Source organism: Rhodococcus sp. 05-2254-5, assembly GCF_002258575.1.
GTDB lineage: Bacteria > Actinomycetota > Actinomycetes > Mycobacteriales > Mycobacteriaceae > Rhodococcoides > Rhodococcoides fascians.
In genome coordinates, this window is record NZ_NOZG01000008.1 from 88,205 (window position 1) to 101,921 (window position 13,717).

Genomic DNA, 13,717 nt, shown 5'->3' on the forward strand with positions numbered 1-13,717 from the left:
GTTGTCCGACGAAACCTAGCGGTCCGATACGGCAAGATACACCACGTCAGCGCGGTGCGCGCCTCGTGTTGAGTAGCGCTGCGACGAAGCCGACGGCGTAGATCCCTGCTCCGACGAACACCAGCGCGTGCGCAGTGGGATCCTGGCTCAGCTCCGTGGCGTCGGGGCCGACGGCGAATGCGGCCGCGGCGAGGGCACCGACGAACGCGACGTTGAACACGGTGTCCTGCAACGCGAAGACTCGTCCGCGATGCGCGTCGTCGATCTCGATCTGCATGGCGGCGTCCCCACTGAGTTTGACGGTCTGCCCGGCGATGCCGAGGAGAAATGCTCCGAGCAGCAGACTGGTCTGGGTGAGGCCGGAGACGGCACCGACCTGAGCGGCGATGGCCAGGACGAGAGCGGTGGCGATGGTGCGGGTGCGGCCGAACCGCGGGACGGCGAACGGGGCGATGACGGCGGCGAGGAACATTCCGGTGGCCGTGGCTCCGACGGCAATGCCGAAGCCGGCGAGGCCGCCGGGCAGGGAACTCTGCGTGCTCTCCCGCAGCACCAGCACCATGATGAGGGTGTTGATGCCGAACACGATGCGGTGTGCCCCGATGCCGATCATCGCGGTGGTCACGCCCGGCGACCGCCACACCGCCAGGGCACCCGATTTCAGGCCGGCGGCAACATCTTTCAGCGGGTTGCCGGGCCGATCGTCCGTATCGGGACCGAGAGACCGCGGCGCGAACCGTCCGGCCGCAACAGCACCGACCACCGAGCCGGTCGCGGCCAGCCCCACGGCGACACCCGAACCGAGATCCCCCGCTCCGACGGCACCGATCACTGCGACCGCCAGTCCCGCACCGGCCGCCGCGAAACCGGAGCCGACGGTGGCCAGCACCGAGTTCATCGGCACCAGCCACGATTGCCGCACCACATGCGGCAAGGATGCCGACGCGCCCGCCAGGACGAACCGACTGAGCCCCACGGTGGCCAGAGCCAACAGCAGCAGCGGCGTGGCGTCGACCCCGGCACACAGAAGCCCGGCGGTAGCGGTGATGAGAACGATGCGAACGATATTGGCCCACAACAGAACCGATCGACGATCCCAGCGGTCCAACAGCGCACCTGCGAACGGGCCCACCAACGAGTAGGGCACGAGCAGAACAGCGAAACCGGCGGCGATCTCGGCGGGGTTGGTGGCGCGTTCGGGATTGAACAGGATGGCACCGCTCAATGCGGCTTGGAACAATCCATCACCGAACTGGCCGGCGAAACGAACGGTGGTGAGCTTGCCGACGCCCGGGGACTCACGTAGGCGGGTACGAAAGGAGGCGTCGTTCACCGACGGGACTCTATCCCGCGTCGGTCACACCGATACGGCGGGCTTGTCTGCCTTCCACCACGCGATCGTCGCGGCTGTGCCGTCGGCGAGCGGGGTGGGCTCGAGGCCGAGAACGCGCTCGCTGTGGCTCGAATCGAGGATGTAGGGGTAGCGGAACTGGTACAGGGTGTCCCCCAGCTCTTTCATCGGACCGGAAACGAGCCCCAGTGCTCGCATGACCCAAGCCGGCACGACACCGATCTTCGGGGTCGGCAAGTGCGTTGCAGCGGAATACATCTCGATCATCTCCCGCTGAGTCACCGCGGGGGCGGTCGGTGCATGCAGGACGGTGTTCCACGTGGACGGTCGTGCGGCCGCGACGATCATCGCGGCTGCGAAATCCGGCACGTACGTGAAGGAATGGGGTAGGTTCGCGGCCCCGATCACCCGAATGGTCTTACCGGCGAGCACATTGGCGACCACACGTTCTCCCATGTGCGAGACCAGCACCCGGGGGCCGTAGAAGTCGGATGCCGCGATGCTGACGGTGGGGGTCGAGTGAGCGTCGCGTGCGGACAGGAGTTCGGTCCGCACACCCAACTTGCGGAACGTGGCGTTTCTGGGCGAGTCCTCGCGAATGGGCCCGTCGACCCGGCCGTAGGCGTAGAGACTTTCGGGGAACACGACGACCGTGCCCGCGGCCGCGTCGAGCACACGTCGTTCCATCGCCTCGAGCTTGTCGCGCCACACCTTGTTCTCGTAGGCGGCGTGGGTGCAGTGATAGATGGCGGTTGCTCCGTCGACGTGCGCTCGGAGGTCGTCGGACTCGATGTCGACCGATTGCCGTTCGATGTTCGGATGCTGTGGCCCGCTGCCGGACCGAGTGAGGATCCGTACCGTATGTCCCTGCGCGGCAAGCTGTTCGGCGATCGTCCAGCCGACGGGTCCGGCACCGGTGACGACGTGAAGTTCTGACATGGCTACTCCGTTTCGGTAAACGAGAGCGGTGCTCTCTGATGTGTCGAGTGTGCACCTCTGCTCGGAGAAAAGCAAGAGCAGTGCTCTCGAAAAAGAGCGGCAGTTACAGTAGCGAGCATGGCGAGCACTCCGCGTACCCGAGCCCGCGCCCAGACTCTGAGCGACATCACCCGCATCGGACGCGAGCACCTGGCCGCAGACGGTGCTGCGGCCCTGTCGCTACGCGCGGTCGCCCGAGATCTGGGCGTCGTCTCCTCGGCGGTCTATCGCTACGTCTCGAGCCGGGACGAACTACTGACCTTGCTCGTCGTCGATGCGTATTCCGAGCTGGGCGACGAAGTCGACGCGGCCGTCGACGCAGCGGACGGCCCCGCCGACAAATTCCGGGCGTTGAGCCGGGCGGTGCGTCGATGGGGACTGCGGGAGCCGGCCCGGTACGCGCTGCTCTTCGGCAGCCCCGTACCCGGCTACCACGCGCCCGCCGAACAGACCACCGGCCCGGGGACCCGGGTGATCACCACATTGGTCGCAGTCCTGCAGTCGGCCTGGGACATCCGTCGCCCGGACATCGAATCGGCACCCACCGAGTTGGCGTCGCTGCACGCAAGTTTCGAGGACATCCGCGCCCAGATGGACATGGACCTGCCCGACGAGCTCATCGCATTGGGCGTGATGGTGTGGGCGTCACTGTTCGGCGCGATCAACTTCGACGTGTTCGATCAGTACGGCGCGACGACGTTTGCCGACCGGGACGCGTTGTTCGAGTTCCAGTTGGGGATTCTGACGAAGATTGCCGGGCTCGAGTAGGACCGAGGACTGGCCGTCGTGCTTGTGCCACATCCGGCGGTGTGCGGTGCCACAATGGCTGATGTGGCAGCGCATGCGGAGGAACCCGAGGATCGGACGGCGTCGGCACTGCACGATGTTCGTCCCGGCAGTCTGCTGGTGTCGTCCATCGAACTCGTGGAGCCCACGTTTCGGCGCACCGTCATCTACATCATCGAACACAACGACGCGGGCAGTCTCGGCGTCGTGATCAATCGCCCCAGTGAGACCGCGGTGCAGAACGTGCTGCCCGATTGGTCCGAGCTCGCCGCGAAGCCGCGGGCCCTGTACGTCGGTGGTCCGGTCAAGCGCGATTCGGCACTGTGTCTGGCCACGCTGCGCACCGGTGCGTCGATCGACGGGGTCGCCGGTCTGCGCCGAGTCGACGGCCGGGTGGTGATGGTCGATCTGGATTCCGACCCCGCCGACATCGCGCCGTACGTGGAGGGTGTGCGCATCTTCGCCGGGTACTCGGGGTGGACGTTCGGGCAGCTCGAAGGTGAACTGGACCGAGAAGACTGGATCGTGTTGTCGGCCTTGGCTTCCGATGTGATCGGTCCGCCGCGCGTCGACCTGTGGGCGCAGGTTCTGCGTCGTCAGCCGATGCCGTTGGCGCTGTTGGCATCCCACCCGATCGACGTCGAGCGGAACTGAGAGCGGCTGCGCCGCACGTGCGCGGAACTTCGTAGCAGGGGTCGAGTTTCCACTCACGACCCAGGACACAACCTAGTGCGAAAAAGCCCGCGCGGTCGAGTGTCCGCCCGATTTCAGACCGTCGATCACCTCGTCGATGGCGATGCACAGCATGCGGCCGAGGTCTGCGCTGAAGCCCTCGCGGACGACGATTCTGAGTACGGCGACGTCGGTGGCGTTGTCGGGCATCGTGTACGCCGGCACCTGCCAGCCGCGGGCACGTAGTTCGTGGGACACGTCGAACACGGTGAACTCGCAGTGCTCCTTCAGCATGAACGACAGGACCGGGATGGCTGATCCGTCGGTGATCACGTCGATATCGGGATGTCCCGCGAGATGAGTGCTGACGCGAACTGCGGTGTCGCGCAGTGCTTTCATGATGTCGGTGTAGCCGGACCGGCCCAGGCGCAGAAAATTGTAGTACTGGCCGATGACCTGATTGCCCGGCCGCGAGAAGTTCAGCGTAAAGGTGGGCATGTCGCCGCCGAGGTAGTTCACGCGGAACACGAGATCCTCGGGCAGGTCTTCTTTGGTCCGCCAGATGGCGAATCCGATTCCCGGATAGGTCAATCCGTACTTGTGTCCGCTGGCGTTGATGGACTTGACCCGAGGCAGACGGAAGTCCCATTCGAGCTCCGGGTACAAGAACGGTACGACGAAACCACCGCTGGCCGCGTCGACGTGAACCGGTACGTCGGGTCCACCGCCGCCGGCGATCTCGTCGAGGACGGCGCAGATTTCCTGTACCGGTTCGAGTTCACCGGTGAACGTGGTGCCGAGAATCGCCACGACGCCGATGGTGTTCTCGTCCACCGCGTCCCGAACCTGCTCCGGGGTGATGACGTAGCGACCGCGCTCGACGGGCAGGTACTTGGGTTCGACGTCGAAGTAACGACAGAATTTCTCCCACACCACCTGGACATTGCTGCCCAACACCAGGTTCGGGGTTCCTGTCCCGGTGCCCTTCGCCCGCCAGCGCCACTTGAGCGCCAACCCCGCCAGCATGACTGCTTCACTGGATCCGATGGTCGAGACGCCGGTGGCCGACGACGGGTCCTCGCGGTCGAGGCCGGGTGCGTGGAACAGATCCGCGACGATGTTGACGCAGCGTTCTTCCGTGGCCGCGGTGGACGGGTACTCGTCCTTGTCGATCATGTTCTTGTCGAACGTTTCCGCCATCAGCTTTTCGGCCTGCGGATCCATCCAGGTGGTGACGAACGTCGCCAGGTTGAGGCGTGAGCTGCCGTCGAGCATCAGTTCGTCGTGGATGTAGCGGTAGGCGGCGTCGGGGTCGAGTTGATTCTCGGGGAGTCGCAGTGCGGGTACAGGATCGGTGGCGAGCCGGCCGGTGTAGGCGGCAGAGACGACGCCGTCCGTGTGCAGTTTCCTGGGCATTGTCTTCTCCGATTTCTCGACTGACACCCAACCTAGTCCGCGACGACCGCCGCCGGGCTGGGTTCCGGTCGACGCGCGAAATGCTGAGCGATGACGGTGCACACCATCAGCTGGATCTGATGGAACAGCAACAGCGGCAGGACGATCAACCCGATGGGTTGGCCGACGAAAAGCACGGCGGCCATCGGCAGCCCGCTTGCCAAGCTCTTCTTGGATCCGCAGAACAGCAGCACCAGACGATCCTCGAGCGAGAAACCGAACCACTTGCCTGCGTACCAGGTGATCGACAGAACGAGGGCGAGCAGCAGGATGCATACGGCCACGACGATGCCGATGCGCCACAGGGCGACCGAGGACCACACGTGTTGGTTCATCGACGCGCTGAAGGCGGAGAAGACGACCAGCAGAATCGATCCCCGGTCGACGAGCTTCGTCGACGCGCTGTGGCGGGTCAGCCAGCCCGTCACCCAGGGTCGGAGCAGCTGACCGACGGCGAACGGGAGCAGCAGCTGCGCAACGATGTCGAGGATCGAGCTGGGATCGATGCTCGCCGAACCCGTGGTGGTCATCAGCGCGAGCACCAGCAGCGGGGTGACGAACACGCCGAGGATGTTGGAGAACGACGCGCTCACCACGGCACCGGCCACGTTGCCTCGGGCGATGGAGGTGAAGGCGATCGAGGATTGGACGGTCGAGGGCACCAGGCAGAGGAACAGCACTCCGGTGTAGAGGTCCTCGCTGAGCAGACTCGGTTCGAGGACCCTCAGGGCCAGGCCGAGCGCGGGGAACAACAGGTACGTCGACGCCAGGATCACCGAGTGCAAGCGCCAGTGTTTGACGCCTTCCCAGGCGTCACGTGGGGACAGTCGCGCGCCGTAGATGAGAAACAGCAGCCCGATGGCGACGCGTGTCACCCACCCGAGAACGTCCTCGGCGGTTCCCGACGCGGGGAAGATGCTCGCCAGCGCGGCGACCGCGAAGATGCTCAGCAGGAAGGGATCCAGGACGGTGTCCCGCAACGCTTTCACTCGGCCACTCAGTCCGCAGTGGTGGTGCGGGCACGGTCGGTGAGGGTGTTGAGCGTTCCCGCGATCGTGTCGGCGGCTGCGGTTCCGATGGTCAGTCGATCACCGTTGGCGAAGGTGACGAATGCCGCCGGCCCGGCTTCGGTCGCGACGGCGTAGTTGCCGCGGCCCTTCGCTCGAAGACCCCACCCGCCGAAGTCCTTGGCCGGGTGCACCGTCCGCACCGAGGCACCGGTGATCTCGGCGATGTCGTAATCGAATGCCGCCATTCCCAGGCTCGAGACGTAGAGACCGTCGCTGTCGATGTGCACGGTGAATCGCAGCAGGGACAGGATCAGGATGGTCAGCGGAACGAACAGAAAGATCGGCCACGGCGAATTCGAGAGGTAGCACGTCACGCCGGCTCCGGCCGCCGACAGCGCGATCACCGTGACTGCGGCGACGCGGCTCGCTCCGACGGGAACCACCAGCGGCAGTTCGAGGCCGCACCGAGGTAGGTCGGTGTGCAGGGGTGCGGTGGCGACGACGCGTTGGCGGTGATCCCGCAGGCGCGTCGCTCCGAACAGTCCGATGGCGAACCCGGCAACGGTACCGACGGCGATGGCCCAGCCGGGAATGGTGACGCTCTGCTCGGTGGGTAGGTCGAGTTCGCGTGCGAGGGTCGCGATCTCCAGCACTCCGATCGTCCCGACGACGGTGAGCCCGATGATCAACATCGTCCGACGCATGATCAGCAGCACTCGGGCCAGGGCGGCCACCGCGCTCACACCGCCGCCGACCAACACGATGACGATGGCGACGGTCCAGGCGTTGGCGAGCGGATTGGAGAAGTCGTCCGGCTGGGTTCCGCTGAAGTGAGTCGCCACCTGGTCCGGCAGGCGACCCTCCCACAGGTAGGCCAGGACGAGGCAGAGAGCGGCAACCGCGAGCGGGAGGACGACGCCGAAGACGACTCCGGCCGGATCGAAGGTGCGCAGACTCTTCTGTTTCATGCGCTCAGCTCGGCTGGCAGGCGTCCTTGAGGCTGCACGAGATGCACGATTGTCCGCATCCGTCGGCCTCGGCGGGTGCCGGCACTGCCGCGGCTGCGCGGGCACCGATGGATCCGCCGGCTGCGGCGATGAACAGCGCTGCAGCGAGGGCAACGACCACTCCGACGACCGCTGCGATGCCGCTCAGTGCGAGTGCGGCTACGCCGCCGATGGCCAGTACCAGCGCAGATGCGGCTGTGGTCGGGCCGGCGACACGGTTCGCGAGGACGAACGTCTCGTCGTCGCGCATTGCCTCGGGGGTACGGACACCGGCGAATCGATTGCGCGGGAGCCGGCCGAGCAGCGACAGGGCAGCGACAGCCCCGACGACGAGGGCGAGCACGAACAACACAACCGAGACGATGACCACCTGGCCAGGATACGGCGCAGCGAGGTCCTGGTACCAGGCGGGCCGCGTCACACTTTAGGCTGGTAGGTGTGACCGATTCCGTTGAAGCATCCACCGAGTCCGTTCCCGAGTACCGCTACACAGCCGAACTCGCCGGGCGCATCGAGGAGCAGTGGCAGGACCTGTGGGAATCGCAGGGCACCTTCGACGCGCCCAACCCGGTCGGAGCGCTCGCCGGAGACGTCCCCAAGGACAAGCTCTTCGTCCAGGACATGTTCCCGTATCCGTCGGGCAGCGGCCTGCATGTCGGGCACCCCTTGGGCTACATCGCCACCGATGTCTTCGCGCGGTACCACCGCATGCAGGGACGCAACGTACTGCACGCACTGGGCTACGACGCCTTCGGACTGCCCGCCGAGCAGTACGCCGTGCAGACGGGTACGCATCCGCGCAGCACCACCGAGGACAACATCGTCAACATGCGACGCCAGTTGCGTCGCCTGGGTCTCGGGCACGATCGTCGACGGTCCCTGGCGACGACGGATGTCGACTTCTACCACTGGACGCAGTGGATCTTTCTGCAGATCTTCAATGCTTGGTTCGACGACGAGCTCGGCAAGGCGCGCCCCATCTCGGAGCTGGAGGCGGAATTCGCCTCGGGTGAGCGGACCTTGGACGACGGCCGCTCCTGGGAGTCGCTGACCGTCGGTGAACGCCGCGAGGTGATCGACGGCTTCCGTTTGGTGTACGAGTCCAACTCGATGGTCAACTGGTGCCCTGGCCTGGGTACCGTGCTGGCCAACGAGGAGGTCACCGCCGACGGACGTAGCGATCGCGGCAACTTCCCGGTCTTCCGAAAGAACCTGCGCCAGTGGATGATGCGCATCACTGCGTACTCCGATCGGCTGGTCGACGACCTCGAATACCTGGATTGGCCCGAGAAGGTCAAGACCATGCAGCGCAACTGGATCGGACGCTCTCGCGGAGCGCAGGTCTCGTTCTCCGGGATCGAGGTGTTCACCACCCGCCCGGACACGCTGTTCGGTGCCACCTACGTGGTGCTGGCGCCCGAGCACGATCTGGTCGACGGCATGGTGGCCGAGCAGTGGCCTGCCGGAATTTCGGACAAGTGGACCGGCAGCGCCGCGACACCGGCCGAAGCCGTTGCCGCATACCGCGCGTCGATCGCCGCCAAGTCCGATCTCGAGCGGCAGGAGAACAAGGAGAAGACCGGCGTCTTCATCGGTGCGTACGCCGAGAACCCGGTCAACGGTGAGCAGGTGCCGGTGTTCATCGCCGATTACGTGCTGACCGGGTACGGCACCGGCGCCATCATGGCCGTTCCGGGCCACGACGCACGTGACTGGGAGTTCGCGACGGCATTCGATCTGCCTGTGCGCGAGGTCATCTCCGGCGGCGACGTCACCGAGGCGGCTTACGTCGGCGACGGTGAATTGGTGAACTCCGGTTTCCTCGACGGCCTGCCGGTGGACGAGGCCAAAGCCGCCGTCATTTCCCGACTGGAGTCGGAAGGCAAGGGCCGCGGCACAATTCAGTACAAGCTGCGCGACTGGCTCTTCGCGCGCCAGCGCTACTGGGGCGAGCCGTTCCCGATCGTCTGGGACGCCGAAGGCAACCCGCACGGACTGCCCGATTCTGCTCTGCCGGTGGAACTTCCCGAGATCGAGAACTACGCCCCGGTGTCGTTCGATCCTGACGACGCCAGCTCCGAGCCGTCCCCACCGCTGGCCAAGGCCGACGAGTGGGTCAACGTCGAACTCGATCTGGGCGACGGACTGCAGACCTACACCCGCGACACCAACGTGATGCCGCAGTGGGCGGGCAGCTCTTGGTACCAGCTGCGCTACGTCGACCCCACCAACTCCGAGGCCTTCGCAGACCCGGAGAACGAAAAGTACTGGGTGGGGCCGCGTCCCGAAATCCACGGACCCAACGATCCGGGCGGAGTGGATCTCTACGTCGGTGGCGTCGAGCATGCGGTGTTGCACCTGCTGTACTCGCGCTTCTGGCACAAGGTGTTGTTCGATCTGGGTCACGTCAGCTCCAGCGAGCCCTACCGACGCCTGTACAACCAGGGCTACATCCAGGCCTACGCGTACACCGATTCCCGCGGGGTCTACGTACCTGCAGCCGAGGTCGTCGAACGCGACGGCGGCTCCTTCTATCAGGACCAGCCCGTCAACCGTGAGTACGGCAAGATGGGTAAGTCGCTGAAGAACTCGGTCTCACCCGACGAGATCTTCGCCGAGTACGGTGCCGACACTCTGCGTGTCTACGAGATGTCGATGGGTCCGCTGGACACCTCACGCCCGTGGGCGACGAAGGACGTCGTCGGCGCGCAGCGTTTCCTGCAGCGCGTCTGGCGACTGGTACTCGACGAGGTGACCGGCGAGGTTCGCGTCACCGACGCCAAGCCCACCGAGGACACCCTGCGGGTACTGAACCGCGTGATCGACGGTGTGCACGCGGATTACGCTGCGCTGCGCGACAATACGGCCGGTGCCAAGTTGATCGAGCTGACCAACCACATCACGAAGGCGTACCCCGACGGTGCTCCACGTGGTGTGGTGGAGCCGTTGATCCTGATGCTCGCTCCTCTGGCACCGCACCTCGCCGAGGACCTGTGGGGCAGGCTCGGACACGAGAAGTCGTTGGCGCACGGGCCATTCCCGCGCGTGGAGAAGAAGTGGTTGGTCGCCGATACCGTCGACTACCCCATCCAGGTCAACGGCAAAGTCCGCAGCCGCATCACGGTCTCTGCCGATGCAACGAAGGACGACGTCGAGAAGACGGCATTGGAAGACGAGAAAATCGTGGGCCTGCTCGACGGGAAGGCCCCGACCAAGATCATCGTGATCCCGGGAAAGATGGTGAACATCGTCCTGAAGTAACTCTCGCCTCCGCCGAACTCGAAGTTATGGATGAAAATCTTGCGATTTCCGTCCATAACTTCGAGCTCGCGGGGGTTTAATTTGTTGCATGTCACCAGCTGGTAGAGGGTTTGCGTTGAGGCTGATGGCCTCCGTCGTGCTACTTCTCGGGTCCGCGACGCTCGTGAGTGTCCCTGTTGCACAAGCAGATCCGGGACCCGGCTCGCCGGTTCCAGCGGATGATCCGTTCTACGATTGGGACGGCGGCCTGGACGTCTCCCCGGGAACGGTGCTGCGGTCGAGGCCCATGACGTTCCGTACCCCCACCCAGCCGACGCCGATCACAGGTAGCCAGGTGCTCTACAGGACTACCGACCAGCAGGGCGACGGCGTCGTCACGGTCGCCACAGTGCTGCGGCCCTTGATCCCCGGGCCGACGCGGATCGTCTCGTACCACATGGCGTACGACGCCCTCGGCTCGCAATGCAATCCCTCGTACACCCTCAGCGGCGGGTCCACGAGTCCCATTGCCGGCGCGGAACAGGCGGTCATTGCCGGTTACCTCGCAGCCGGCTACACCGTCGTCGTGCCGGATTACGAGGGCGAGGAACTCGAATGGACGATCGGGCGGCAGTCGGGCTACGCCGCTCTGGACGGCATTCGTGCCGCGCAGTCCCTCCTGCAGCTTCCGTCGAGCACGCCCGTCGGCATGGTCGGGTACTCCGGTGGATCCGTCCCGACGCAGTGGGGTGCCGAAGTTGCCCCCGAGTACGCACCCGAGCTGAATCTGGTCGGGGCGGCGGCCGGCGGGCTACCGGTCGACCTGGCTCACAACCTTCCATACGTCAGCGGTAACAGAGAGTGGGCGGGTGTCATCCCGGCACTGATCGTCGCCTACGAGCGTGCGTACGGACTCGACCTGAACAGTTTCATCTCCGACTACGGCTTCGAGGTGATCGATCAGGTCGATCAGGAGTGCATTGCCCAGTTCGCCGACGACTACCCCACGCTCACCGACGCGTCGATGGTGAAGGCCCCGTACAACTCCCTGCTGGATGTACCCGAGGTGGTGGCGGCGATCGACGACAACATCATGGGCAGCCAGGGCACCCCGCGGACGCCGATGTTTCTGGCCGTCGGTCACGCCGATCCGATCGGCGACACCGTCATGATCACCGGCGACGTGCAGGGACTGGCGTACGGCTACTGCGGCCGGGGCGTGGATGTGCAGTACGCGCAGTACGACGGCCTGACGCACAGCGACGCCTTCCCGGTATTCGAGGCGCAGAGCCTGCAGTTCCTGACCGAACGGTTCAGCGGTGGGCCGACGCACAGCAACTGTGTGACGATCCCGCCCGGCAATGCCTTGACCCCGACTTCGTAGTTCTCTCAGATGGCCCCGAGATCGGCGGACAGCCAGTGTTCGGGGCGCAGGTAGAACACCACATTCTCCTCGTGCTCTCGGTTGGCCATCTCGAGGTAGCCGTCGACCTTCTCCGGGGGCAGGTAACGGGCTGCCATGGCTCGCAGCAGCTCCGGGGTGCTCGGCTCCTCTCGCGCCACGGGGCCCTCGACGCTGACGTAGCGGATCGTCGGATCGGACTGCTCGATCATCAGAGTGAATCGCCCTGCAGTCCTGATCAATTGGGCCTTCTTGGACGTGGCACCGGTCAACACCCAGGCTTCACCGCCGGGGGTGTAGTCGTACCAGATCGGTACCGTCAGCGGGCCACGGTCCGCCCCGGCCGCTACCGAGAGGGCGGCGATATGCGATTCGGCCAGATACTCTTCGCGTTCTGTCTTCGACAGTGCCACGAATCAACCGTAAGACTTCCCCGGGCGAAGTTCCAGACCTGATTCGACGCCCGATGTGGCCTGATCCTGGTCCGCCGTGGACAGTGGAGGGATGCCGATCGACGAGCCGAAGATTGCGGGTAGCCCCGTGGGTCGCCGAGTCGTGCTCGGCCTGGTGGCGGCCGGGGTCGCGGGCATCGTCGGTGGGGGCGCGGTCCAGAAGGGTCTCGCGTCCGTACTCGGGCCGCTCGGAAATCACGATCCGACGGGACTGATCGGACTGATTCCCGTCGGGAACAATTTTCGGTTCTATTCGGTGACGCAGGGCGCGCCGCGCAAGGACGAGAACTCCTATGCCCTGACGGTGGGCGGTTCCGTCGACACACCGCGCACGTTCACGCTGCAGGACCTCCGCGCGATGCCGCAGACGTCGTTGGTACGTGACTTCCAGTGCGTGACGGGATGGCGGGTACCCGAAGTTGCCTGGAGCGGAGTGCGATTGGCGGATGTCCTCGATGCCGTCGCACCCACCGCGTCGGCGACGTCGGTGCGGTTCACCTCGTTCGACGGCACGTATACCGAGAGCCTGACGCTCGAGCAGGCCCGTCGCGACGACGTGCTGGTTGCGTTGACCATGCTCGACGGCCCCGTCACCCACGATCACGGAGGTCCGGTGCGGCTGTTCGTCGCTTCGATGTACGGCTACAAGAGCATCAAGTGGCTCGGCGGAATCGAGTTGACGGACAACGTGGTTCCCGGATACTGGGAGAAACGTGGATACGACATCGATGCGTACGTCGGCGAGTCGAACGGACGTCGAGATGACCCCACGAGCTGACGACCGCGCACGGTTCGACCGGGTAGAACGGTACGTGCACTGGGCAGTCGGGGTCTTGGTGATCGTGTGCATGGTGACCGCGGCGGTTCTGTACATCGGGTCACTCGCGGTACTCGTCGGCAATCGCCCGGTGGTGGAGTTCGTGCACGTGTGGTCGGGCTTTCTGCTGCCGATTCCGTTGATCCTCGGTGCAGTCTCACGCAGCTATCGCACGGACCTCGGCCGTCTCAACAGATTCGTCGCCGACGACTGGAAGTGGTTGCGCTCCAAAGCACGTCGACTCGGGGCGGTGGGGGTCGGGAAATTCAACGCCGGCCAGAAGCTGAACGGTGCCCTGAGCGCCGGGTCGATTCTTGTACTCCTCGGTACCGGCGTCGTCATGTACTTCTCGTCGTGGAGTCCACTGCAATGGCGTATCGGTGCAACATTCGTACACGACTGGTTCGCCCTGGGATTCGGCCTACTCGTCGCCGGTCACATCACCTACGCCTGGCGTGACCCGGAAGCAATGCGCGGAATGACACAGGGTGCCGTGACCAGGGAGTGGGCAGAACACGAGCATCCGGAGTGGTGATCGTGCTCTGCG

13 protein-coding genes are annotated in these 13,717 nt (G+C 65.2%); 6 read left to right on the forward strand and 7 right to left on the reverse strand.

All coding sequences use genetic code 11. From position 1 onward, the window contains the following. Positions 1-46 precede the first annotated feature (46 nt). Both CH278_RS09505 and CH278_RS09510 read right to left on the reverse strand, forming a co-directional pair. A complete protein-coding gene (locus CH278_RS09505; RefSeq protein ID WP_094621768.1) occupies positions 47-1,333 on the reverse strand; it encodes an MFS transporter in 1,287 nt (428 codons plus the stop codon). A 24-nt stretch (positions 1,334-1,357) separates the two neighbouring features. Then, on the reverse strand, positions 1,358-2,290 hold the full coding sequence (locus CH278_RS09510) for an NAD-dependent epimerase/dehydratase family protein (RefSeq protein ID WP_094621769.1): 933 nt from the start codon (positions 2,288-2,290) through the stop codon (positions 1,358-1,360). A 117-nt stretch (positions 2,291-2,407) separates the two neighbouring features. Here CH278_RS09510 and CH278_RS09515 point away from each other — a divergent pair, with 117 nt between their 5' ends. Next, the gene (locus CH278_RS09515; RefSeq protein WP_027495021.1) at positions 2,408-3,097 is read left to right on the forward strand and encodes a TetR/AcrR family transcriptional regulator; all 690 of its coding nucleotides are present in this window, start codon (positions 2,408-2,410) and stop codon (positions 3,095-3,097) included. Between the two features lie 54 nt (positions 3,098-3,151). Continuing rightward, positions 3,152-3,769: a YqgE/AlgH family protein gene (locus CH278_RS09520; RefSeq protein ID WP_032371389.1), complete on the forward strand. Its 618-nt coding sequence runs from the start codon at positions 3,152-3,154 to the stop codon at positions 3,767-3,769. Between the two features lie 72 nt (positions 3,770-3,841). Here the strand turns inward: CH278_RS09520 and CH278_RS09525 are convergent, their stop codons facing one another. Genes CH278_RS09525 through CH278_RS09540 form a run of 4 tightly spaced genes read right to left on the reverse strand, consistent with a single transcriptional unit; the run spans position 3,842 to position 7,629 of the window. Further along, a complete protein-coding gene (locus CH278_RS09525) occupies positions 3,842-5,203 on the reverse strand; it encodes a glutamate decarboxylase (RefSeq protein WP_094621770.1) in 1,362 nt (453 codons plus the stop codon). 32 nt (positions 5,204-5,235) lie between these two features. Beyond that, a complete protein-coding gene (locus tag CH278_RS09530) occupies positions 5,236-6,231 on the reverse strand; it encodes a bile acid:sodium symporter family protein (RefSeq protein ID WP_094621771.1) in 996 nt (331 codons plus the stop codon). An 8-nt stretch (positions 6,232-6,239) separates the two neighbouring features. Beyond that, entirely contained in the window at positions 6,240-7,220 is a 981-nt protein-coding gene (locus tag CH278_RS09535) for a DUF1648 domain-containing protein (RefSeq protein WP_032371386.1), read from the reverse strand. 4 nt (positions 7,221-7,224) lie between these two features. Continuing rightward, on the reverse strand, positions 7,225-7,629 hold the full coding sequence (locus tag CH278_RS09540) for an SdpI family protein (RefSeq protein WP_027495026.1): 405 nt from the start codon (positions 7,627-7,629) through the stop codon (positions 7,225-7,227). Positions 7,630-7,697: 68 nt separating this feature from the next. Between CH278_RS09540 and leuS the strand changes: the two genes are divergently transcribed. Further along, positions 7,698-10,520, forward strand: a complete 2,823-nt coding sequence (gene leuS, locus CH278_RS09545; protein WP_094621772.1) for a leucine--tRNA ligase — start codon at positions 7,698-7,700, stop codon at positions 10,518-10,520. Positions 10,521-10,644: 124 nt separating this feature from the next. Further along, complete coding sequence (locus tag CH278_RS09550; protein WP_094621773.1) at positions 10,645-11,883, forward strand: lipase family protein; 1,239 nt, start codon at positions 10,645-10,647, stop codon at positions 11,881-11,883. 5 nt (positions 11,884-11,888) lie between these two features. On the opposite strand, the gene CH278_RS09555 is transcribed toward CH278_RS09550, so the two are convergent. Further along, positions 11,889-12,314 (reverse strand): pyridoxamine 5'-phosphate oxidase family protein, encoded by a 426-nt coding sequence (locus CH278_RS09555; protein ID WP_032367642.1) that lies wholly within the window; start codon positions 12,312-12,314, stop codon positions 11,889-11,891. A 91-nt stretch (positions 12,315-12,405) separates the two neighbouring features. On the opposite strand from CH278_RS09555, the gene CH278_RS09560 reads away from it, so the two are divergent. Together CH278_RS09560 and CH278_RS09565 are read left to right on the forward strand one after the other, a co-directional pair. After that, positions 12,406-13,131, forward strand: coding sequence for a molybdopterin-dependent oxidoreductase (locus tag CH278_RS09560; protein ID WP_032367969.1), 726 nt, complete (start codon positions 12,406-12,408; stop codon positions 13,129-13,131). After that, the gene (locus CH278_RS09565) at positions 13,115-13,705 is read left to right on the forward strand and encodes a cytochrome b/b6 domain-containing protein (RefSeq protein WP_094621774.1); all 591 of its coding nucleotides are present in this window, start codon (positions 13,115-13,117) and stop codon (positions 13,703-13,705) included. The genes CH278_RS09560 and CH278_RS09565 overlap by 17 nt, the downstream gene beginning before the upstream one ends. Positions 13,706-13,717 lie beyond the last annotated feature (12 nt).